Consider the following 22,247-nt stretch of genomic DNA (forward strand, 5'->3'; position numbering starts at 1 on the left):
GGCGCTCGCCGCGTTTGTTACTCCCTGTAAGGGGGGAACCCTGCACGGCGGGGCCAGTGCCGGGACAAAGTAGTCTTGAGCCCATGCCCGAACGCCGTACCGTCGCCCTTGTCACTCTTGGCTGCGCCCGTAACGAGGTGGACTCGGAGGAGCTCGCAGGCCGCTTGGCAGCGGACGGCTGGGAGCTCGTCGAGGATGCCTCCGATGCCGATGTCGCCGTCGTCAACACCTGTGGATTCGTCGAGGCCGCCAAGAAGGACTCCGTCGATGCCCTGCTCGAAGCCAATGATCTGAAGGACCACGGCCGCACGCAGGCCGTCGTCGCCGTCGGCTGCATGGCCGAGCGCTACGGAAAGGACCTCGCCGAGGCCCTGCCGGAGGCGGACGGAGTCCTCGGATTCGACGACTACGCAGACATCTCCGACCGCCTCCAGACCATCCTCAACGGCGGCATCCACGCCTCCCACACCCCGCGCGACCGCCGCAAGCTCCTGCCGATCAGCCCGGCCGAGCGGCAGGACGCCGCCGTGGCGCTGCCCGGCCACGCACAGGAGGCCGCTCCGGCCCCCGCCGATCTCCCGGAGGGGGTGGCGCCGGTCTCCGGTCCGCGGGCCCCCCTGCGCCGCCGGCTGGGCACCAGCCCCGTCGCCTCCGTGAAGCTGGCCTCCGGCTGCGACCGCCGCTGCTCCTTCTGCGCCATCCCGTCCTTCCGCGGGTCCTTCATCTCCCGGCGGCCCTCTGACGTCCTGGGCGAGACCCGCTGGCTGGCCGAGCAGGGTGTGAAGGAGGTCATGCTGGTCTCCGAGAACAACACCTCGTACGGCAAGGACCTCGGCGACATCCGCCTCCTGGAGACGCTGCTCCCGGAGCTGGCGGACGTCGAGGGGATCGAGCGCATCCGGGTCAGCTATCTGCAGCCCGCCGAGATGCGGCCCGGTCTGATCGACGTACTGACCTCGACGCCGAAGGTCGCGCCCTACTTCGACCTGTCCTTCCAGCACTCGGCCGCCGGCGTCCTGCGCGCGATGCGCCGCTTCGGTGACACCGACAGTTTCCTGGAGCTCCTGCACACCATCCGGAGCAAGGCGCCGCAGGCCGGTGCCCGCTCCAACTTCATCGTGGGCTTCCCCGGCGAGACCGAGGCCGACCTGGCGGAGCTGGAACGGTTCCTCACCGGAGCGCGCCTCGACGCCATCGGCGTCTTCGGCTACTCCGACGAGGACGGCACCGAGGCGGTCGGATACGAGAACAAGCTGGACGCCGACACGATCGCGGAGCGCCTCGCGCACATCTCGCAGCTGGCCGAGGAGCTGACCTCGCAGCGGGCCGAGGAGCGGATCGGGGAGTCGCTCCAGGTGCTGGTCGAGTCGGTCGACGCCACCGAGGACGAGTCGCGGGCCATCGGCCGCGCCGCGCACCAGGCGCCCGAAACGGACGGCCAGGTGCTCTTCACCGCACGCGAAGGCCTTGTCCCGGGCCGTATGGTCGAGGCAAAGGTAGTGGGCACCGAAGGCGTGGACCTGGTGGCGGAGTGCAGTGAGCTTGCGGAGGTAGCCAGATGACCGGAGTCCCGGCATCCGCGGCAGGCGGTTCCGGCACGACGCCGGTCCGCGGCGGAAAACTGGGTGCTGCGGCCGTCAACCAGGCCAGCCTGTGGAACATCGCCAATATCCTCACCATGGCGCGGCTGGTGCTGGTCCCGGGGTTCGTCGTGCTGCTGCTTCACGACGGCGGATACGACCCGGCCTGGCGCTCCATCGCCTGGGCCGCGTTCGCCATCGCGATGATCACCGACGTGTTCGACGGGCATCTGGCGCGTAAGTACAACCTGGTCACCGATTTCGGCAAGATCGCCGACCCGATCGCCGACAAGGCGATCATGGGTGCGGCGCTGATCTGCCTGTCGTATCTCGGTGATCTGCCCTGGTGGGTCACGGGTGTGATCCTCTTCCGGGAACTCGGCATCACGCTGATGCGGTTCTGGGTGATCCGGCACGGGGTGATTCCGGCCAGCCGCGGCGGCAAGATGAAGACGCTGGCGCAGGGGACGGCCGTCGGGATGTACGTCCTGGCGCTGACCGGACCGCTGGCCACGCTGCGGTTCTGGGTGATGGCGGTGGCCGTCGTGCTGACGGTCCTCACCGGCCTCGACTACGTCCGTCAGGCCGTCGTGCTGCGACGCCAGGGGCTCGCGGCGGATCGGGCCGACAGGGCGCAGGAGGCCGCCGCGGCGGCTCCGGGGAGCGCGGGGGGTGCCGCGACGCCTTCCGGGAGCGCCGGGGGCGCTGAGCGGGCCTCCGGGAATGTCGAGGGCTCCCGGGACGCGGAGCGTGTCACCGGGACGTCCGGGCCGCGCGGCTCTTCGGAGGCCGAGCGGTGACAGCCGCGGCCCGGGTGCTGCGGCTGCTCGTCGAGCGCGGGGAGACCCTCGCCGTCGCCGAGTCGCTGACCGGCGGCCTGGTCGCGGCCGAATTGACGTCCGTCCCCGGTGCCTCGCAGGCCTTCCGGGGCTCTGTGACGGCCTATGCGACTCCACTCAAGAGTGAAGTCCTGGGCGTGGACGCGTCTCGTCTGGCGGAGCACGGCGCGGTGGATGCCGGGGTCGCGCGTCAGATGGCGGCAGGCGTACGCCGGGTTCTCGGCGCGGACTGGGCGGTGGCGACCACCGGCGTCGCGGGTCCCGAGCCGCAGGACGGGCAGCCCGTGGGAACCGTCTTCGTCGCAGTCTGCGGGCCGCGGGGCGCCGGGAAAGTGGCCGCGCTGCGGTTGAACGGCAGCCGTGCGGACATCCGTAAGGAGAGCGTGCGGTGCGTACTCGACCTGCTCTCCGGCGAACTCGGCGAGAATGCGAGTGCACAGGATACGGAACAGAACGGGGGGAATTGATGTTTGCAGCCCTGAGTGAACACGACATCGCTCCCCGCACGGCCGCAGCGCTAGGCGGTACGGTGGGGCGTGAAGGATGCGGCTACGCGGTCCGAGGAGGGAGCCACCGATGATTCTGCTCCGTCGCCTGCTTGGTGACGTGCTGCGTCGGCAGCGCCAGCGCCAAGGCCGTACTCTGCGCGAAGTCTCCTCGTCCGCCCGAGTTTCGCTCGGCTATCTCTCCGAGGTGGAGCGGGGGCAGAAGGAGGCATCCTCCGAACTGCTCTCCGCCATTTGCGACGCGCTTGACGTACGGATGTCCGAGCTCATGCGTGAAGTGAGCGATGAGCTGTCCCTGGCCGAACTGGCCGAGTCGGCAGCAGCCAGCGATCCGGTACCTGTACCGGTGCGCCCCATGCTCAATTCCGTCTCCGTTTCGTCGGTGGCGGGTGTACCGACGGGACGGGTGACCATCAAGGCGCCTGCGGAAGCGGTGGATGTCGTCGCCGCCTGACCCGCTCGGTTCGGTGTGAAGCCGGAGCCCCGGTCCTTCCCTCAGGGGATGGGCCGGGGCTTCTGTGTGTCCAGTGGCTGTGCGGGGGCGCGGGGCGGGCGTGTGGGGTGGGGATGCGGCGTGAGGAGCTATCTCTTCGAACACTTTCCCGGATGACCGTTTTGCTTCGTTTATGCCATCGTGGTTGGTGCTGGACGGAACGGACCCCGGATCGGAGACGTGCATGTCTGTGGTGAAGGGCCCGCTGTCCGAGGCCGGCCGCAAGTCCATGGGTGATGCCCTCCAGGGTGCCCTGCGCCGGTGTGCGGGAGCGCGTGGGAGTGCCAGGGCGCGTGGCTGAGTCACGCGTGCCGTGCGTTGCGCCGGTGCGCTTCCCCGCAGGGCGATCGGCCCGGACCACGTTCGGCGAAGGAGGCGGCCATGGTGCGGCGATGGGTGCCGGCGCTCGCGCTCGTGCTCGGCGGTGTGTGGTGGTGGGCCGTGCTGCGGCTGCTGCTGGAGCCGGCGAGTGCGGGGCCGGTCGAGGGGGCGGTGGCTGCGGGCGGCTGGGGGCTCAGTCTCCTGCCTGTGCATGTGGCCGCGACCGCCCGGCCCACCGGGATATTCGACGCGGGCACGGGCCTGCTGCGGCGTTGCGCCGAGGGTATGCGTGCGGCGGGCCGGTCCTGGCGCGAGTCCGGCCCGTCCGGCCGTACGGGACTCCTTGCCGGGCGCACAGCTGACCGCTTGACCGGGCGCGCAGCCGGCCGTTCCTGGTCCGCTGCCGGCGCCTGGCGTGCTGCCTGCGCTTGGTGTGCTGCCGGCGTCTGGCGTACGACCAGGGCTTGGCGGGCTACCAGGGCATGGCGACGCCGCCGTTCGGGCGGAGGATCTGGCCGGTCATGAAGGCCGATGCGTCCGATGCCAGATGCAGCACCGTGTGTGCCACGTCATCGGGTTCGCCGACCCTGCCCAGCGGCGATATGCGTGCCATCGTGGCCTCGGCCCGGTGCTGCTGCTCGGCATCGTGGCGGGCGGTCATGGGGGTACGGATCCAGCCCGGAGCGACCGCGTTGACCCGGATGCCGTGCGGTCCCAGTTCGGTCGCCAGCGTCTTGGTGAGCTGGACCACGGCTGCCTTCGCCGCGCTGTAGCAGAGCAGGCCCGGACTGGCGGAGTCGACCGCACCCGAGGCCATCGTGATCAGCGAGCCGGGGGCGCCGCGCGCGACCAGGGTGCGGGCCACTTCCTGGCAGGCGTGGAGCACGCCCTTGAAGTTCACCGAGAGCACGCGGTCGAGGTCCTCGTCCGTGGTCTCCAGCACGCTGCTCGTATGCATGATCCCGGCGACGGCGGCCAGGATGTCCAGGTCACCGGCTGCCGCGACGGCGGCCCGCATCTGGTTGCGGTCGGTGACATCGAGCGGGTGTGTGTGGGCTTCGCCACCTGCGACGGTGATCATTTCCCGGGTCTCCAGGAGACCCTTCTCGTCGAGATCCGCGCAGTGGACCGTGGCGCCCGCCTCGGCCAGCAGGACGGCCGAGGCGCGGCCGATACCGCCGGCGGCGCCGGTGACGAACGCGGATCGGCCGGTGAGGTCGTACGCGACGAGAGGCATGACCGGACCGTACGACCGAATCTGACGGCCAGTCAACTATGGGGTGGGTCCTGATTGGCAGCGAGGACACCAGTAGGCGGGGCGGCCGTCCTGTTCCGCCGCGCGGATCGGTGTCCCGCAGCGCAGGCAGGGGCGGTGGGCCCTGCCGTACACCCAGAGGTTCTCGCTCGCGCGGCGGGCGAGGGGCGCGGGGCCGGTGGAGCCGCGGGGCCGGGCGCCGGCGGTGGTCGTGCGGACCGGACGGTCGCGGTTGGCGTCGAGGAGCTGCCTGGCCGTGGTGACCAGGAGCGCGGCCGTGGGCGCGGGCAGCTCGCCGATGGGGAGCCAGGGGGTGGCGCGGGCCAGGAAGCAGAGTTCGGTCTTGTAGATGTTGCCGATGCCGGCCAGGTTGCGCTGATCCAGCAGGGCCTCGCCGAGGGGGCGGGCAGGGTCGGCGAGCAGATTGCGCAGGGCCGTGCCGGCGTCCCAGTCCGGGCCCAGCAGATCCGGGCCGAGGTGGCCGACCGCCTTCTCCTCGTCCCGGGTGCGCAGGAGTTCCAGGACGGGGAGGCGGTAACCGACGGCGGTGGCAGCGGTGTTGCCCAGGACCGCGCGGATCTGGTGGCTGGGCCCGCCGCGCCAGCGTTCGTCCGGGGCGTAGACGCGCCAGGCGCCGTCCATCCGTAGATGGCTGTGGAGGGTGAGGCCGCCCTCGATACGGGCCAGCAGATGCTTGCCACGGGCCCGGACGCCGAGAACGGTCCGGCCGGTGAGGTCGGCGGTGGCGAACCGGGGGACGCGCAGGTCGGACCGGGTGAGGACCTGGCCGGCGAGCGCGCTGTGCAGACGCTCGGCGGTCTGCAGGACGGTGTCTCCTTCGGGCATGCCTCCATCATGCGCGGGATACACGGTGCCGTGGTTTCTGGGCGTGGGCGTGGGCGGCTTGCTGTGCTGTCCGGCTGCCCGCCTGCCCGCCTGCCCGGCTGTCGGGCGGGCACCGCGGGTTCGCTCCGGGCGCGGAGCCGGAGGGCAGGGCCGGGGAGGCCGGGCTCCGGTGCGTGACGGGTTCGCTCACGCGCGGAGACGGAGGCCTCTCGGGGTGGCGAGGAAGCCGGCCGACTCCAGCGTGCGGCCCAGGGGTGAGGTCAGGGACGAGGCGCCGTTGGTGCGCTCGACAGTCACCGTCCCCAGGGCCCCGGCGCGGGCGGCGGCGGCCAGCGCTTCGGCGGCCGCCCGGAGCGAGGGGGCATCCGGGTCGGCCGGCCAGGCCAGCAGCGTCTTGCCGCCGCGCTCCATGTACAGCGTCAGTTCGCCGTCGACCAGGACCACGAGGGCGCCGGCCTTGCGGCCCGGCTTGTGCCCGGCCCCGGCCGGCGGCTCGGGCCACGGCAGGGCCGCGCCGTAGGCATTGGCCGGGTCGGCCGCGGCGAGGACCAGGGCGCGGGGGTCCGCACCCGGTTCCGTACGGTCGCGGGCGGTGGAGGCGGCGCGGAGCCGGTCGACCGCGCCGTCCATGGCGAACTGTGCCGCGCCCAGCCCCTCCACGACATAGCCGCGCCGCGCCTGTCCGTTGTCCTCGAAGGCGGAGAGCACCCGGTACGCGGCGGAGAAGCCGCCCTCGACCCCTTCCGCCTGGACCGCGCCGCGGGTCACCACGCCGTGCCGGTCCAGGAGGGTGCGGGCCAGCGCGTGGGCCCGGTGCGTGGGATCCGGTTCGGCGGCCGGCAGCAGGGACCAGCGGCCCGAGACCGTGGGCGGGCCGGTGCGGGACGCGGGGCGCGCCGCGGCTGACAGCGAGCCGTAACGGCCGCGCGGAACACTCCGCTTGGCGCGGTGAGCGGTCGATCCCGCCGTGCGCCCCGAGCCCAGGAGTGAACGCAGCGGCGCGAGCGTGTCGTTGGTGAGCCGGCCCGACCAGGCGAGGTCCCAGAGGGCGTCCGCCAGCTGGGGATCGGTGCAGTCGGGGTGCGTGGTGGCCCGGACCTGATCGGCGATCTGGCGGAAGAACAGCCCGTATCCGCCGGCCAGAGCGGTGAGTACGGACTCGTGCAGCGCGCTGAGTTCGAGCGGACGCGGGGGAGGCAGGAGCAGAGGGGCGCTGTCCGCCGGGTAGAGGGAGAGCCAGCCGTCCTTGCCCGGGAGGGCGCCCGCACCGGCCCACACGACCTCGCCGGTGGCGGTGAGCTCGTCGAGGAGCGCGGGGGAGTAGCCGGTGACCCGGCCGGGGAGGATCAGCTTCTCCAGGGCGGACGCGGGGACGGGCGCGCCCTGCAACTGCTCGATGGCACGGGCCAGCCCGTCGATTCCGCGCAGGCTGTTGCTGCCGAGGTGCTGCCACTGAGGGAGGAACCCGGCCAGGGCCGCGGGCGGGACCGGCTCCAGCTCATGGCGGAGCGCGGCGAGCGAACGGCGCCGCAGCCTTCGCAGCACCGTGGCGTCGCACCACTCCTGGCCGATGCCGGCGGGATGGAACTCGCCCTGGACGATCCGGCCGGAGGCCGCGAGCCGTTGCAGGGCCCCGTCGGTGACAGCCGTGCCCAGACCGAAGCGCGCGGCCGCCGCGGTGGAGGTGAAGGGGCCGTGCGTACGGGCGTACCGCGCGAGGAGGTCGCCGAGCGGGTCCTTGACCGGTTCGGTGAACGCCTCGGGGACGCCGACGGGGAGCGCCGTGCCCAGGGCGTCGCGGAGCCGGCCCGCGTCCTCGATCGCCGCCCAGTGCTCGTCACCGCCGATCCTGACCCGGATGGCGCGGCGGGACGATGCCAGGTCCTGCGCCCACTGCGGCTCGGCCCCGCGCTCGGCCAGCTCCGTCGCGGTGAGCGGGCCGAGGACCCGCAGCAGGTCGGCGACGCCCTCGACGTCCTTGATCCGGCGGTCCTCGGCCAGCCACTGGAGCTCCTGCTCCAGCTCGGTCAGGACCTCGGCGTCGAGCAGCTCGCGCAGCTCCGCCCGGCCCAGCAGCTCGGCCAGCAGATGCGAGTCCAGGGAGAGCGCGGCGGCACGCCGCTCGGCCAGGGGGGAGTCACCCTCGTACAGGAACTGGGCGACATAGCCGAACAGGAGCGAGCGCGCGAACGGGGAGGGCTCCTGGGTCGTCACCTCGACCAGGCGGATCCGGCGTGCTTCGAGGTCGCCCATCAGTTCCGTGAGCCCGGGGACGTCGAAGACGTCCTGGAGGCATTCGCGGACGGCCTCGAGAACGATGGGGAACGAGCCGAACTCCGAGGCGACCTGGAGGAGCTGGGCGGCCCGCTGGCGCTGCTGCCACAGCGGTGTGCGCTTTCCGGGACTGCGGCGCGGCAGCAGCAGCGCGCGGGCCGCGCACTCGCGGAACCTGGACGCGAACAGGGCGGAACCACCGACCTGATCGGTGACGATCTGCTCGATCTCGCCCTTGTCGAAGGCCACGTCGGAGGCGCCGACCGGTGGCTGATCGCTGTCGAGGGCCCTGTTAGCCGGAGGGGCAGGCGCCCGCCCTCCAGCACCTGGGTCCTCGCCCGAGCCCTCGCCGGAGTCCCGTACCGGGTCGAAGTCGAGCAGGTCCAGGCCCATCATGTCGGCGTCCGGCAGCCGCAGCACGATGCCGTCGTCGGCATGCATGACCTGGGCGTCCATGCCGTACCGCTCGGCGAGACGCGCACTGAGGGCGAGCGCCCACGGGGCATGGACCTGGGCGCCGAACGGGGAGTGCACGACGACGCGCCAGTCACCCAGTTCGTCGCGGAAACGCTCGACGAGGATCGTCCGGTCGTCCGGCACGTGCCCGCAGGCGCGGCGCTGCTCGTCGATGTACGAGAGCACGTTGTCCACGGCCCAGATGTCCAGGCCCGCGGACGCCAGCCGCTCCCGCGCGTCCTGCGGGGACAGCCCGCCGAGCTCGCGCAGAAAGGCGCCGAGGGCACGCCCCAGCTCCAGCGGACGGCCCAGCTGGTCGCCCTTCCAGAACGGCAGCCGTCCGGGGACGCCCGGCGCGGGCGAGACGAGGACCCGGTCGCGGGTGATGTCCTCGATCCGCCAGGACGTGGTGCCCAGCGTGAAGACATCGCCGACGCGGGACTCGTAGACCATCTCCTCGTCCAGCTCGCCGACGCGCCCGCCGCCCTTCTTGGGGTCGGTGCCCACGAGGAAGACCCCGAAGAGTCCGCGGTCGGGGATGGTGCCGCCGGAGGTGACGGCGAGCCGCTGGGCGCCGGGGCGGCCCGTGACCGTACCGGCGACGCGGTCCCAGACCACGCGCGGGCGCAGCTCGGCGAACGCGTCGGACGGGTAGCGGCCGGCGAGCATGTCGAGCACGGCGGTGAAGGCCGATTCCGGGAGCGAGGCGAAGGGAGCCGCCCGGCGGGTCAGCGCCAGCAGGTCGTCCACCTGCCAGCTGTCCAGAGCCACCATCGCCACGAGCTGCTGGGCCAGCACGTCCAGCGGATTGGACGGGACCCGCAGAGCCTCGATGGATCCTTCGCGCATCCGCTCCGTGACCACGGCCGCCTGCACCAGATCACCGCGGTACTTCGGGAAGACGACGCCGGTGGAGACCGCGCCCACCTGGTGCCCGGCCCGGCCGACCCGCTGCAGTCCGGAAGCGACGGACGGCGGCGACTCGACCTGGACCACCAGGTCGACCGCCCCCATGTCGATGCCCAGCTCCAGGCTGGAGGTGGCGACCACCGCGGGCAGCCGGCCCGCCTTGAGGTCCTCCTCGACCTGGGCGCGCTGCTCCTTGGAGACCGATCCGTGATGGGCCCGGGCGAGCAGCGGGGGCGCGCCCTTCGCCGCACCCGACTCGGCCATGACCTCGGCGGGGGAGTGGGCCTCGGGCATGGTCTCGCCGGTGGCCCGCTCGTAGGCGATCTCGTTGAGCCGGTTGCAGAGCCGCTCGGCGAGCCGGCGGGAGTTGGCGAACACGATGGTGGAGCGGTGCGCCTGGACGAGGTCGGCGATCCGCTCCTCCACATGCGGCCAGATCGACGGTTTGTCCGCCTGGCCCGCGGATTCCGGGTCGGCGGCGGGGGAGCCGCCGAGCTCGCCCAGATCCTCGACCGGCACGACCACCGACAGGTCGAACTGCTTGGTGGACGGCGGCTGGACGATCTCCACCTTCCGCTGCGGCGAGAGGAAGCGCGCCACCTCGTCGACCGGACGGACCGTGGCCGACAGGCCGATCCGCCGGGCCGGCCGCGGCAGCAGCTCGTCGAGCCGCTCCAGAGAGAGGGCGAGATGGGCGCCCCGCTTGGTCCCCGCGACCGCGTGCACCTCGTCCAGGATCACCGTCTCGATCCCTGCCAGGGCCTCCCGCGCCGAGGACGTCAGCATCAGGAACAGGGACTCCGGGGTCGTGATCAGGATGTCCGGCGGGCGGGTCGCCATCGACCGGCGCTCGGCGGGCGGGGTGTCGCCCGAGCGGATCCCCACCCGCACCTCGGGCTCGGGCAGTCCCAGGCGCACCGACTCCTGGCGGATGCCGGTCAGCGGTGAGCGGAGGTTGCGCTCCACGTCGACGGCGAGTGCCTTGAGCGGCGACACGTACAGCACACGGCAGCGCTTCTTCGCCTCGGCGGGTGGCGGCACCGCCGTCAGCTGGTCGAGGGCGGCGAGGAAGGCGGCCAGGGTCTTGCCGGATCCGGTCGGCGCGACGACCAGCACGTCCGACCCTTCGCCGATCGCCCGCCAGGCGCCTTCCTGTGCGGCCGTCGGCGCGCTGAAGGCCCCCGTGAACCAGCTGCGGGTCGCGGGGGAGAACGAATCGAGTGCGGAGCCGGTCATGTTCCCCATCGTGCACCCCGGCACTGACAACGGCCGGACAACAACCGGGCGACCGCTGAGCCGGCGACTGTGCCGACGGCGGCAGAGTCCGCGAGCTGCGAGAATTCGAGCATGGCAGGAGCACCGGGGCCGGCGGAATGGGCGAGGTACTGGCAGTGCGCGGAACTGCCCGACCTCGATCTGCTGCGGGCCCGCTACATCCGCCACACCTTCCCGCGCCACAGCCACGAGGGCTATGTCTTCGGGACCATCACCCAGGGGGTCGAGGAGGTCGGTCTGCCCGGAGGAACCGTCCACGCCGGTCCCGGCACCGTCGTCATGATCAATCCGGAGGTGCCGCACACCGCCCGGGCCGGCGTCCCCGAGGGCTGGGTGTACGCCACGCTCTACCCGTCCGCGCAGGTGATCAACGACATCGCGGCCGAAGCGACGACCCTGCGCGGCACGGTCGGCTTCACGGAGACCGGCGTGGCCGATGCGTACGCGGCCCGGCTCATCGGCGAGGTCCACCGGGCGGCGGAGGAGGGCAACGCGCTGGCCGCCGACAGCGTGCTGCGGGTCATGGTCACGCGCCTGCTCACCCGGTACGGCAGTGCGCTGCCCGCCCGCACGGCCAGGGCGGCGGGCGCGCGGGACGCGGCGCGTGCCCGTGCCGTACTGGAGAGCAGGATGACCGAGCCGCCCACCCTGGAGGCGCTGGCCACCGAGCTCGGGACGAGTCCGTTCGCCCTGCTGCGCGCGTTCAAGAAGCAGTACGGAATGCCGCCGCACACCTGGCTCACCGACGCCCGGGTCCGGCGTGCGCGCCGGATGCTCGACGCGGGCACGGCCCCCGCCGTCGCGGCCGCCGAGGTCGGCTTCACCGACCAGCCGCATCTCAACCGTCACTTCACCCGGATCGTGGGGGTGCCGCCCGGCGCGTACCAGCGCGAACGCGCAAGAACGTACAAGACCGGTCCTGACCTGCCCGGGTAGCGTTCCGGGCGTGGCAGAACAGACAACACCCCCTCAGAGCATCGCCGGCCCCGCAGGCGACGGTGCGCACACCGCCGGGGCCGAGCCGGCCGACGGCGGTGCGATCATCCCCGAGGCCAAGCCGGACGCGGCCGTCGTACGTGACGCACTCGGCGTCGGCATAGCCGTCGGCCTCTCCGGCTTCGCCTTCGGCGTCACCTCGGCCGGCTCCGGACTGAGCCTGCTGCAGACCTGCGCGCTCAGCCTGCTCGTCTTCACCGGCGCCTCCCAGTTCGCCCTGGTGGGCGCTCTGGCCGCCGGGGGCAACCCGTACACCGCGGCTGCCGGCGCCTTCTTCCTGGGCGTACGCAACTCCTTCTACGGCTTGCGGCTGTCGCAGCTGCTGGCCCTGCCCCGCGCGCTGCGTCCCCTCGCCGCCCAGTGGGTCATCGACGAGACGACCGCCGTGACGCTGCCCCAGCCCACCCGGCGGGCCGCTCGGATCGGCTTCACCGTCACCGGGCTCACGCTGTACGTGCTGTGGAACCTGACCACGCTGGCCGGCGCCCTGGGAGCCGAGGCGCTCGGCGACACCGACGCCTGGGGGCTGGACGCGGCCAGTCCCGCGGTCTTCCTCGCGCTGCTCGCGCCGATGCTGAAGTCCACGACGGAGCGTGTCACGGCGGCCCTCGCCGTCCTGCTCGCGCTCGGGCTGCTCCCCGTACTGCCCGCAGGGGTACCCGTACTGCTCTCCGCTCTCGCGGCGCCCGTCGTCCTCTTCCTGATGGGGCGCGGCGAAGGGACGGGGACGAAGGCAGCGAACGCGTCGAGCACGAACACGCCGGAGGACGGCCGATGAACGTCTGGATCGCCATCGCACTGACCGCAGCAGGCTGCTATCTCGCCAAGCTCCTCGGTCTCCTGGTGCCCGCAGGCGCCTTGGAACGTCCCCTCGTGCAACGCCTTGCCGCCCTCCTGCCCGTGGCCCTGCTGGCCGCCCTGACCGCGCAGCAGACCTTCGGCGACGGGCAGCAGCTGGTGCTCGACGCCAGGGGCGCGGGTCTCGTCGCGGCGGCACTCGCCCTCGTCCTGCGCGCGCCCTTCCTCGTCGTCGTGGGCGTGGCCGTGGCCGTCACCGCCGGAGTGCGTGCGCTCGGCTAGGCGTACGCACAGAGGGGAACACGTAAGGGGCTCGCCCCATGGAGCGAGCCCCTTACCCCGCACGACCTCGGGACGCGCACCCTCACCCCGCGGGCAGAGGAACCGCCGGTGTCTCCGGTACGTCCAGCCGCACCGCGTCCCTCTCCGGCCGCAGGAAGCAGACGGCGAGCACGCCTGCGGCCGCGACCAGTGCAGCCATCAGCAGATATGCGTGGTGGTAGCCCTCAGGCACCGATGCGGCCGCGTCCACCATCCGGCCGGTGACCAGCGGCGACAGAACGCCCGCCAGCGCATAGACGAACGCCAGGGCACCCAGGACCACCCCGCGCTGACCGGCCGGGGCGATCCGGGCGACGGCCGTCTGCGACACCGTGAGAATCACGTTCGTCAGAGCCATGGGGCCGACCATCAGCGCGATCTTCACGCCCACCGCGTCCACTTCGGCGAACGCGGCGATCGACACGGCGGCCACACACATCACCAGACCACCGCCGAGCCCCGCCGGCCACCTGGGCACCGTTCCCTTCGACGAGGCCCGCCGTGCGAGCAGCCCATGAGCCAGCAGCACCACCGCGTTGCCCACCGCGGTCGCCGTCACCACGGCACCCGACTGCTTCAGGCTCAGCCCCGACACCTCATGGAGATAGTCCGGCGCCCAGGTCAGTCCCGCCGAGAGCAGCCAGTAGGAGGCGAACGCCCCGAAGGCGGCCGTCAGCCAGGTGCCGGAGAGCAGCAGCCGCCGGTAGGGAACGAACGCACCGCCCGCGGAATCACCGCCTGCGGAATCACCGGCCGCGGCCGAGGCGGCCCGGCGGCCGAGCGGCGGGGCGAGGGGGCCGTCCGCGCCCCGTGCGTACCAGCACAGCGCCCACACGAGACCGGCGAGCCCCACGGAGCCGAACGCCCAGCGCCATCCCCAGACGTCGATCACCACCGTGAGCAGCGGAGCGGACACGGCCACCCCACCCGCCGCACCGACCATCAGCACCGCCGTCGGCAGCGTCCGCTCCCGTTGCGCGAACCAGCCGTGCAGATGGTGCACCGCCACCGGCGCGGCGGGACCCTCCGCCGCCCCGAGCAGTACCCGGGTCGCCAGCAGCGTTCCGAAGCCCGCGGCCCCCAGCAGCATCGGCAGCTGCGCCGCCGACCACAGCAGAGCCATACCGAGCAGCAGCACCGTCGTCCGGACGCGGCGGGTCAGGAACGACCCCCCGAGAGCGGCCAGGCTGAACAGGGCGAAGAACGCCGACTGCGCGGTACCGAAATCGCCCCGGGTCAGTCCCAGTTCCTCGCGGATCGGATCGGCGGCCAGCCCCATCACGGTCTTGTCGGCGAAGTTCACCAGCATGAAGGTGAGCAGCAGCCAGGTGGTGCCCCAGGCCCGCCGCCGCAGCTGCCGTGCTCCGTCCGTTTCGGCCGGCGCCGCCGTGGCTTCTCCGGTCCGGGCGCTCATCCGTCCTCCCCGGGGCCCCCGCCGCAGCCGCACGCGTCGTCGTCCGCGACGCCGACGCTGATCATTCCGGCCGCGCGCCTGCGGCCCTGGGGCGAGCGCGTCAGTTCCGTCTCCAGATCGGTGCCCTCGGCCACCGCCGCCGACTCCGCTGCCGCCCAGTTGAACACTCCGCGGGCCATTGTCGACGTCTCGGCCGACGCACGCTCCGCGTACACCCGGGCCCGTATCCGCGCCACGTCCGCATCGGCCGGTGCCGCCAGCGCGGCGCTCTCCGCAAGATGCGAGGCCAGCCGCAGCTCGCCCTTCTCCAGCAGCCCGGCCGCGCGCGCCGCCAGCACGGACGCACCGCCCGCCGCGGCGGCGAACTCGGCGGCGACCGCCGCGTCCGGCGCCGGCTTGAGGTGTGCCGGGTTCTGGTCGTACCAGCCGCCCCACAGCCGCCACAGGTTCCGTACGACGAACTCCGGCTCGTCGTAGGCGGGATGCAGATAGGGCTTCTCCAGCAGCTCCTGGGGCACCCGCACGCCGTGCACCACCGCGTCCAGGCGGTGGCCCGCGTTCATCAGGGCCCTGGTCTGCTCGCAGAGCGACTCCAGCAGACGCGCGGTGTCATCGAGCGCCCGGTGCACACGGTCCCTGCCCACGATCGGCACGCCGTGCCCCGGAAGCAGCAGTTCGGCGCCCAGTTCCTGCATGGCGCGCAGCGCGCGCGCCCATTCCTCCGGATACCGCTGCACCTTCTGGGGATTGCCGGCGTTCGGTGTGTTCCAGATGAACAGGTCACCGGTGCACAGCGTCTTGAGCTCGGGAACCCACACATAGGTGCTGTCGTCGGTCTCGCCCTTGGCGTGCACCAGCTCGAAGGTCAGGTCGCCGCGCCGCACGGTCATCCGGTCCCGGTAGGTGGTGTCGGGATAGCGGTAGGTGGACGGCCAGTTCAGCGACGGTACGCCGAACTGCCGCCGGTTGATCCAGGTGTTGTAGCCGGCCGTGCTGATGTACCGGTCGAAGCGGGCGGTGACGGCCTCGTGCGCGATCACCTCGGGCCGCTCCCGGCCCTCGCTGTCCGCCTGCGCGTCGAACGGTGCCACCCCGAAGACGTGGTCGACATGGCCGTGCGTGTAGACGACCGTTGCGACCGGCTGCTCGCTGAACGCCCGGACCGCCGTGTGCAGCGGCCCGGCGGTACGTATGTCGCCGGAGTCCACCAGGACCAGCCCGTCACCCGTGTCGAAGACCGCCACATTGGCGAAGGCGGGCAGGAAGCCGACCCGGTCGCGCACGGTCACCAGCTCAGCGCCCGAGTACACCCCCGAGAGGTGGGCCAGCAGGGTGTCCGTGCCCTGCCACACCCGGTCGACATAGCTGAGATAGTCCGTCGGCTTGTGCTCGGTCATACCTGCGGCTCCTTCGGTGCGGTACGGCGGATCGCCGGGACCCCGAGTCTCGGCCTCCGCGGTGACCTCCGACACCCGTTCACGTCACACCGCCGCGAGCTGCGTACTGTGATGCGTCACAGGGATCACCGGAAGATGCGTCACAGGGACCACCGGAACGCGGGGAGACCAGCCGTGCCACTGTCCGACGAGGCCAGGGCCCTCGCTCTGCGCTGCGAGCCCCGAGTCAACGAGCTGGCCCGGCGCATGGCCCGGGAGTCCTTCGAGCAGCTTCCGGGGTACGCGGACCTCCCCGGGGACGTGAAGGACCTGGAGATCGCCGCCACCGCCCGGCACGGGGTGCGTCTCTTCCTGCGCCGGGTCAGCGATCCGCAGCCCGGCCCCGGCGGGCTGCGGCTGTTCCGCGAGCGGGCCGCGCAGCGCGCCGAGGAGGGCATGCCCCTGCACCTGCTGCTGCGCAGCCACGCGCTGGGCCTGTACGTCCTGTGGCAGGCGCTCCGGGAGGCCGCGGCGCCGGGCGAGGAGGGTGCGCTCATCGAGCTCGTCGACCTGCTGCTCCAGTCGCACCACTCGCTCGTCGGCGCCGTGGCCGAGACCTACATGGACGAGCGGTCCGCACTGGAGGCGGAGCAGCGGGAGCGCCGCCGCTCCCTGGTGCGCGGCTTCCTGGACGGGACGCTGGAACCGGGGCCGGCGCTGCTGGAGGAGCTCGGTCTGGAGGGGGCGGCGCTGGTGCTCGCCGTGGCCCTGGAACCGGCGGACGGGCCGGGCGGTGGGCCCGACCCTCTCAGCCCGGTGACGGTGCGGCGCAGGATGCGGCGGATCCAGACGGTGCTCGACCAGACCTTCGGTACGGAACTGCTCTTCCTGTCCGACGCGGGAGCCGGCCGGGCCGTCGTCCCGCGGGACTGCGAGCCGCCTGGAGATCTCGCCAGGCGGCTGACCCGCGCCTGCGGGGCCGGGGTGCGGATCGCCGCGGTCCGGGCGGCCACACCCGCGGCGGTGCCCGAGGCATCCCGCACCGCGGCGGAGGTCCTGCGGATCGCGGGGGTGTGCGGACTGCCCCCGGGGGTGCACGGTCTCGACGACGTACTCCTCGAGTTCCATCTGTCGCGCCCCGGTCCCAGCGGCCGCCGCATCGCCGCGCTGCTCGACCCGGTCGCCGCCCGCCCCGAGCTGCTGCGCACCCTGCGGACGCATCTTGCGCAGCAGCAGGACCGGCGTCTGACCGCCGCACTTCTCGGGCTGCATCCCAACACCGTCGACAACCGGCTCGCCCGGCTCGCGGAACTGACCGGGCTCGACCTGGGGTCCCCGCGCGGCACCGCGCTCGCCATCGCGGCCCTGCTCCTGCACGACACCGGGCAGGGTGACGGGGGCCACGGCAGCGGGTGAGAGCCTCGGGCCGGCGACGGCCGTGAACCGCCGGAGCCCGTGGTCAGTCCACGCTGCGCCCGTGCGCCCGCAGCGTCTGCAGGGCCCTGAGCGTGACCAGGGGCCGCCCCTCCAGAGCGGTCCCCGGCGCCCACTGCCGCCAGGTCACCGGCCAGCCGCCGTCCGCCTCCTGCCCGGCCGCGAGATGGTCCAGCGCGCGATCCATCTCCGCGTCGGTGAACCACCTGCGGGCGAGCGATTCGGGGGCGCGGGCGTAGTCGTACGGGAAGTGCTGCTCGCCCGGCGCGTACCCGGCCGCCACCGGGTACTCCGCGCGCCTCTCCGGGTCCAGCACGGCCAGCCGCTGGTCACGCACCAGACGCCCGAGCCGGTCGGCCGTGGCCTCGGCCCGCTGCCGGTCCGGCGCACCGTCGAGAAAGGCGACGGCGGCCTCGATCTCGTACGGATGCGACACCGCCAGGGCGTCGACGGCCGTCCAGCAGAAGTCGGTGGCCCGGAAGAGCCAGGCATGCCACACCGCGTTGCGGTGCAGCAGCCCGACGACGGGTCCGGTGGCGAGCAGTTCGGCCGGCGGGTCGTCGACGATCGGGATGAAGGGCGCGGCCGGATAGCCGCGTTGCGAGGGAAGCAGAGCGGGCAGCGCACCCTCCTTGGTGGACACATCGGTCAGGAATCGGCAGATCCGCTCCACCCGGAGACCGTTGCAGCGGTCGATGGAGTCGAGGACGCTCAGCGCGTGGGCCGTGTGCAGCGGCTGACTGACGGGGCCGCGAAGGTCGGGTTCGAGCGCGTGACCGTACCCGCCGTCCTCGTTGAGATAGGCGGCGAGCGCCGTCTCGACGGCATCCGCGCTTCCATGGAGGAAGTGATGCGCGAACCGCCGCTGTTCGAGGACACGGGCCGTGAGCCAGATGAACTGCTCGGCTCGATTGAGGGGACTTGTTCCGGTTCCAGCCATGGACCGACCGTAGGACGGTAAGCGCTCTCGGCAAGGCCGGGCGGCCCGGCTGCACTCTCAGGAGCGGGATACTGGTGGCATGCGGTTGACGATTTTCTGGGAACGGATGGCAGACCACTTCGGTGCGGGGTACGCGGATTCCTTCGCGCGCGACCACGTGATGGCGGAGCTCGGTGGACGTACCGTGCAGCAGGCGCTGGCCGAGGGCTGGGATGCCAAGGACGTCTGGCGAGGTGTCTGCACGGCGGTCGACGTGCCCGAGGGCAAGCGCTGAGCGAGGTCCCGGCGGGGTGTGTGTACGGCGGTCGTCGTTTCCGAGGGCAAGCGCTGAGCGAGGTCCCGGCGGGGTGTGTGTACGGCGGTCGTCGTTTCCGAGGGCAAGCGCTGAGCGAGGTCCCGGCGGGGTGTGTGTACGGCGGTCGTCGTTTCCGAGGGCAAGCGCTGGCGCGCGGGCATGAGCGGTTCCTGCACGGCGGTCGACGTTCCCGGGGGCAAGCGCCGAGCGGGGTCCGGCGGGGTGAGGGCGAACAGTCGTCCGGGGTGCGCGACCGGCTGTCACAGCCGTAAGCGAGACTGGTTCCGTGGCACCGACAGACGAGACCGCTCAGACCCAGCCGCCCTCCACCCCGCCCGTCCCGCCGGCCGCGCCACCCGCCCGGTCATCGGGCGCCGGGCCCGCCCGCATGCCCGCCTGGCTGCCGCGTGCCATGGTGCTGGCCCTGGCGCTCTATGCCTGCTTCCGGCTCGGCAGCTGGGCGTTCGACCAGCTCATCAACCTGCTGATCAATGTGCTGATCGCCTTCTTCGTGGCGCTCGCCATAGAGCCCGCGGTGAGCCGGATGGCGGCCCGGGGCATGCGCCGGGGCTTCGCCACCTTCCTGGTCTTCCTCGCCGTGCTGATCGGCGGTGCCGGTTTCGTCGTGCTGCTCGGCTCGATGCTCGCGGGCCAGATCGTCGACATGGTGGAGGACTTCCCGCAGTACCTCGACTCGGTGATCAACTGGGTCAATCAGACCTTCCACACGGAGCTCTCCCGGGTCGAGGTCCAGGACAGCCTGCTGCACTCCGACTGGCTGCAGAAGTACGTCCAGAACAGCGCGACCGGTGTGCTCGACGTGTCCACCACGGTCCTGGGCGGTCTGTTCCGGCTGCTGACGATCTTCCTGTTCTCGTTCTACTTCGCGGCCGACGGCCCCAGGCTGCGCCGCGCGCTGTGCTCGGTGCTGCCGCCCGCCCGTCAGGCCGAGGTGCTGCGGGCCTGGGAGATCGCGGTCGCCAAGACCGGCGGATATCTCTACTCGCGCGGTCTGATGGCGCTCATCTCAGGAATCGCGCACTACGTCCTGCTGCTGGCCCTCGGAGTGCCGTACGCGCCGGCGCTCGCGGTCTGGGTCGGTCTCGTCTCGCAGTTCATCCCCACGATCGGAACGTATCTGGCGGGCGCCCTGCCCATGCTGATCGCGTTCACCGTCGACCCCTGGTACGCGCTCTGGGTCCTGGGATTCGTCGTGGTGTACCAGCAGTTCGAGAACTATGTGCTGCAGCCCAAACTGACCTCGCGGACCGTCGACATCCACCCGGCGGTCGCCTTCGGCTCGGTGATCGCGGGTACGGCGCTGATGGGCGCCGTCGGCGCGCTGATCGCCATCCCGGCCGTGGCCACATTGCAGGCCTTCCTCGGCGCCTATGTGAAGCGGTACGACGTCACGGACGACCCGAGGGTGCACGGCCGTCACCAGTGGCGGCGCGGCGAACCGCTGTCCGCGCGGGTGCGCCGGCTCTGGCACGCCCCCGAGGACGACGGCGGCCAGGGGGCGGACCGGGAACCGGACGACCCGCAGCCGCGCCCCTGAGAGCGCGCGCCCGGGGGTGCAGGACGGCCGCGTCCGGTCCGGGGGCTGCCGGGGTCAGCGGTATCCGGTGACGTCGGCGGGCAGGCCCGGGTCCTGGACCTCCCTGACGTACCTCCAGGCGTCGGGCCTGCTGCCGTCCAGATCGGTGAAGCCGTACTCCTTCGCCAGCTGTCCGCTGGACAGCGACCGGCCGTTCCAGCGTGACACCGCGGGGTCCTGGGCCAGCGCGGCGACGGCACGGCCGACGAAGGCGGGACTCTCGGAGATGGCGAAGTGGGGCGCGTGGGCGATGGCGTCGCGCCAGTTCGCCTCGGTGACGCCGTGGGCCTCCAGCATGGCTTCCGAGCGCAGCCAGCCCGGTGTGAGTGAGACGGCGGTGGAGCCGTGCGGCTCCAGTTCGTGCGCCAGGGCGAACGCCATCCGGTTCACCGCGGCCTTGGCCAGGTCGTAGAAGAACGACACCCGGTAGTTGGCGGCGTTGTACTCGTCCGTCCCGTCGGTCACCTCGACCACCAGACCCCCGGGCTCGGCGATGACGAGCGGGAGGGCGAAGTGGCTGGTGATGGCGTGCGTGTCCACGGCCAGCCGAAGGGTGCGCAGGCCGGTGTCCAGGGAGGACTCCCAGACCGGCCTGTCCCACTCGATCGTGGCACCCCAGATGTCGTTCACGAGTACGTGCAGCCGGCCCTGCTCCCTGCGGATGCGGGCCACGAGCGCCTCGACCTCCGCCGGCACGAGGTGGTCCACCCGCACCGGGATGCCATGACCGCCCGCCTCGTCGACGAGTGCCGCGGTCTCCTCGATGGTCTCGGGGCGGTCCATTTCCGAGCGCTCGGACCCGCTCGTGCGCCCGGTGACGTAGACGGTCGCGCCGGTCGCACCGAGCTGAACGGCGATTCCTCGGCCCGCCCCACGGGTGCCTCCGGCCACCAGGGCGACTCTTCCAGCTGGTGTTGTCCCCATACGGCCGGAATCTAGCATGAGGTCGGACACATATTATTGACTCGCATGATCACTGATGCTAGGGCGCTATCCTGGGGGCGAGTCGGTGCGGCGTGGTGCGCTTGACACCAAAATCGAACATCCATTCTCATGGGATTCCGGCCGGGTTTTCCCGGGCTCGACCGTGGAGTTGTCCACAGGCCGGGAGGACGTCGAGGCCCATTGTCAGTGGCAGGGGTTAGCGTCTTTGACGTGAAGCGATCGACTCAAGCAAATCGGGTGGAACCCATGGCAGGAACCGACCGCGAGAAGGCGCTGGACGCCGCACTCGCACAGATTGAACGGCAATTCGGCAAGGGTGCGGTGATGCGCCTCGGCGAGCGGCCGAACGAGCCCATCGAGGTGATTCCCACCGGGTCCACCGCACTCGACGTCGCGCTCGGCGTCGGCGGTCTGCCGCGCGGCCGTGTGGTGGAGGTGTACGGGCCGGAGTCCTCCGGCAAGACGACGCTGACGCTGCACGCGGTGGCGAACGCACAGAAGCTCGGCGGCCAGGTGGCCTTCATCGACGCGGAGCACGCGCTCGACCCCGAGTACGCGAGGAAGCTCGGCGTCGACATCGACAACCTCATCCTGTCGCAGCCGGACAACGGCGAGCAGGCTCTCGAGATCGTCGACATGCTGATCCGCTCCGGCGCTCTCGACCTGATCGTCATCGACTCCGTCGCGGCGCTCGTGCCGCGCGCGGAGATCGAGGGCGAGATGGGTGACTCGCACGTGGGTCTGCAGGCCCGTCTGATGAGCCAGGCGCTCCGTAAGATCACCAGCGCGCTCAACCAGTCCAAGACCACCGCGATCTTCATCAACCAACTCCGCGAGAAGATCGGTGTGATGTTCGGCTCGCCGGAGACCACCACCGGTGGCCGCGCGCTCAAGTTCTACGCCTCCGTGCGCCTCGACATCCGCCGGATCGAGACGCTCAAGGACGGCACCGACGCGGTCGGCAACCGCACCCGCGTCAAGGTCGTCAAGAACAAGGTCGCACCGCCCTTCAAGCAGGCGGAGTTCGACATCCTCTACGGCCAGGGCATCAGCCGCGAGGGCGGTCTGATCGACATGGGTGTGGAGCACGGCTTCGTCCGCAAGGCCGGTGCCTGGTACACCTACGAGGGCGACCAGCTCGGTCAGGGCAAGGAGAACGCCCGTAACTTCCTCAAGGACAACCCCGATCTCGCCAACGAGATCGAGAAGAAGATCCTGGAGAAGCTGGGCGTCGGAGTCCGGCCCGAGGCGCAGCCCGCCGAGCCCGGTGCGGACGCGGCAGGCGCGTCGGCCGCGGCCGACGGTGCGGCGAAGTCGGTGCCCGCTCCGGTCGGCAAGGCCAAGCCGGCCAAGGCGGCGGCGGCCAAGAGCTAGACC

18 protein-coding genes and 1 pseudogene are annotated in these 22,247 nt (G+C 72.0%); 12 read left to right on the plus strand and 7 right to left on the minus strand.

What is annotated here, in order from left to right:
• Positions 1 to 83: 83 nt before the first annotated feature.
• The 5 genes and pseudogenes from rimO to OG782_RS27960 all read left to right on the plus strand — a co-directional run.
• The gene (gene rimO / locus OG782_RS27940; RefSeq protein ID WP_406455508.1) at positions 84 to 1,562 is read left to right on the plus strand and encodes a 30S ribosomal protein S12 methylthiotransferase RimO; all 1,479 of its coding nucleotides are present in this window, start codon (positions 84 to 86) and stop codon (positions 1,560 to 1,562) included.
• Complete coding sequence (gene pgsA / locus OG782_RS27945; RefSeq protein ID WP_406455510.1) at positions 1,559 to 2,380, plus strand: CDP-diacylglycerol--glycerol-3-phosphate 3-phosphatidyltransferase; 822 nt, start codon at positions 1,559 to 1,561, stop codon at positions 2,378 to 2,380. The genes rimO and pgsA overlap by 4 nt, the downstream gene beginning before the upstream one ends.
• Positions 2,377 to 2,886 carry a CinA family protein gene (locus OG782_RS27950; protein WP_406455512.1) on the plus strand — a complete coding sequence of 170 codons (510 nt, stop codon included), beginning with the start codon at positions 2,377 to 2,379 and terminating at the stop codon, positions 2,884 to 2,886. The genes pgsA and OG782_RS27950 overlap by 4 nt, the downstream gene beginning before the upstream one ends.
• A gap of 109 nt (positions 2,887 to 2,995) precedes the next feature.
• Positions 2,996 to 3,379, plus strand: a complete 384-nt coding sequence (locus tag OG782_RS27955) for a helix-turn-helix domain-containing protein (protein ID WP_069169097.1) — start codon at positions 2,996 to 2,998, stop codon at positions 3,377 to 3,379.
• A 420-nt stretch (positions 3,380 to 3,799) separates the two neighbouring features.
• Positions 3,800 to 4,054, plus strand: a pseudogene (locus OG782_RS27960) (hypothetical protein); the annotation flags it as partial.
• A gap of 157 nt (positions 4,055 to 4,211) precedes the next feature.
• Here the strand turns inward: OG782_RS27960 and OG782_RS27965 are convergent.
• The 3 genes from OG782_RS27965 to OG782_RS27975 form a co-directional block, all read right to left on the minus strand.
• Positions 4,212 to 4,976 carry an SDR family NAD(P)-dependent oxidoreductase gene (locus OG782_RS27965; protein ID WP_406455514.1) on the minus strand — a complete coding sequence of 255 codons (765 nt, stop codon included), beginning with the start codon at positions 4,974 to 4,976 and terminating at the stop codon, positions 4,212 to 4,214.
• Positions 4,977 to 5,012: 36 nt separating this feature from the next.
• Positions 5,013 to 5,840: a DNA-formamidopyrimidine glycosylase family protein gene (locus OG782_RS27970; RefSeq protein WP_406455516.1), complete on the minus strand. Its 828-nt coding sequence runs from the start codon at positions 5,838 to 5,840 to the stop codon at positions 5,013 to 5,015.
• Positions 5,841 to 6,026: 186 nt separating this feature from the next.
• Complete coding sequence (locus OG782_RS27975) at positions 6,027 to 10,715, minus strand: DEAD/DEAH box helicase (RefSeq protein ID WP_406455518.1); 4,689 nt, start codon at positions 10,713 to 10,715, stop codon at positions 6,027 to 6,029.
• Positions 10,716 to 10,826: 111 nt separating this feature from the next.
• Here OG782_RS27975 and OG782_RS27980 point away from each other — a divergent pair, with 111 nt between their 5' ends.
• From OG782_RS27980 to OG782_RS27990, 3 genes are read left to right on the plus strand one after another with little or no spacing between them, the layout of a single operon-like run.
• The gene (locus tag OG782_RS27980; protein WP_406455520.1) at positions 10,827 to 11,690 is read left to right on the plus strand and encodes an AraC family transcriptional regulator; all 864 of its coding nucleotides are present in this window, start codon (positions 10,827 to 10,829) and stop codon (positions 11,688 to 11,690) included.
• 10 nt (positions 11,691 to 11,700) lie between these two features.
• Positions 11,701 to 12,528, plus strand: a complete 828-nt coding sequence (locus OG782_RS27985; protein WP_406455522.1) for an AzlC family ABC transporter permease — start codon at positions 11,701 to 11,703, stop codon at positions 12,526 to 12,528.
• On the plus strand, positions 12,525 to 12,830 hold the full coding sequence (locus OG782_RS27990; protein ID WP_406455524.1) for an AzlD domain-containing protein: 306 nt from the start codon (positions 12,525 to 12,527) through the stop codon (positions 12,828 to 12,830). Before OG782_RS27985 ends, OG782_RS27990 begins: the two co-directional genes overlap by 4 nt.
• An 82-nt stretch (positions 12,831 to 12,912) precedes the next feature.
• Here the strand turns inward: OG782_RS27990 and OG782_RS27995 are convergent, their stop codons facing one another.
• Together OG782_RS27995 and OG782_RS28000 are read right to left on the minus strand one after the other, a co-directional pair.
• A complete protein-coding gene (locus tag OG782_RS27995; RefSeq protein ID WP_406455526.1) occupies positions 12,913 to 14,283 on the minus strand; it encodes an MFS transporter in 1,371 nt (456 codons plus the stop codon).
• Entirely contained in the window at positions 14,280 to 15,680 is a 1,401-nt protein-coding gene (locus OG782_RS28000) for an alkyl sulfatase dimerization domain-containing protein (RefSeq protein WP_406455528.1), read from the minus strand. The genes OG782_RS27995 and OG782_RS28000 overlap by 4 nt, the downstream gene beginning before the upstream one ends.
• A 174-nt stretch (positions 15,681 to 15,854) precedes the next feature.
• On the opposite strand from OG782_RS28000, the gene OG782_RS28005 reads away from it, so the two are divergent.
• A complete protein-coding gene (locus OG782_RS28005; RefSeq protein ID WP_406455530.1) occupies positions 15,855 to 17,075 on the plus strand; it encodes a PucR family transcriptional regulator in 1,221 nt (406 codons plus the stop codon).
• Positions 17,076 to 17,118: 43 nt separating this feature from the next.
• Here the strand turns inward: OG782_RS28005 and OG782_RS28010 are convergent, their stop codons facing one another.
• Entirely contained in the window at positions 17,119 to 18,033 is a 915-nt protein-coding gene (locus OG782_RS28010; RefSeq protein WP_406455532.1) for a hypothetical protein, read from the minus strand.
• Positions 18,034 to 18,112: 79 nt separating this feature from the next.
• Between OG782_RS28010 and OG782_RS28015 the strand changes: the two genes are divergently transcribed.
• A complete protein-coding gene (locus OG782_RS28015) occupies positions 18,113 to 18,307 on the plus strand; it encodes a DUF3046 domain-containing protein (RefSeq protein WP_406455534.1) in 195 nt (64 codons plus the stop codon).
• Between the two features lie 409 nt (positions 18,308 to 18,716).
• Positions 18,717 to 19,886, plus strand: coding sequence for an AI-2E family transporter (locus OG782_RS28020; RefSeq protein WP_406459319.1), 1,170 nt, complete (start codon positions 18,717 to 18,719; stop codon positions 19,884 to 19,886).
• Positions 19,887 to 19,940: 54 nt separating this feature from the next.
• Here the strand turns inward: OG782_RS28020 and OG782_RS28025 are convergent, their stop codons facing one another.
• The gene (locus tag OG782_RS28025; protein ID WP_406455536.1) at positions 19,941 to 20,849 is read right to left on the minus strand and encodes an SDR family oxidoreductase; all 909 of its coding nucleotides are present in this window, start codon (positions 20,847 to 20,849) and stop codon (positions 19,941 to 19,943) included.
• Between the two features lie 267 nt (positions 20,850 to 21,116).
• Here OG782_RS28025 and recA point away from each other — a divergent pair, with 267 nt between their 5' ends.
• The gene (gene recA / locus OG782_RS28030; protein WP_406455538.1) at positions 21,117 to 22,244 is read left to right on the plus strand and encodes a recombinase RecA; all 1,128 of its coding nucleotides are present in this window, start codon (positions 21,117 to 21,119) and stop codon (positions 22,242 to 22,244) included.
• Positions 22,245 to 22,247 lie beyond the last annotated feature (3 nt).

The sequence above is a fragment of the Streptomyces sp. NBC_00876 genome, assembly GCF_045207435.1.
In the GTDB taxonomy this organism is placed as follows: domain Bacteria; phylum Actinomycetota; class Actinomycetes; order Streptomycetales; family Streptomycetaceae; genus Streptomyces.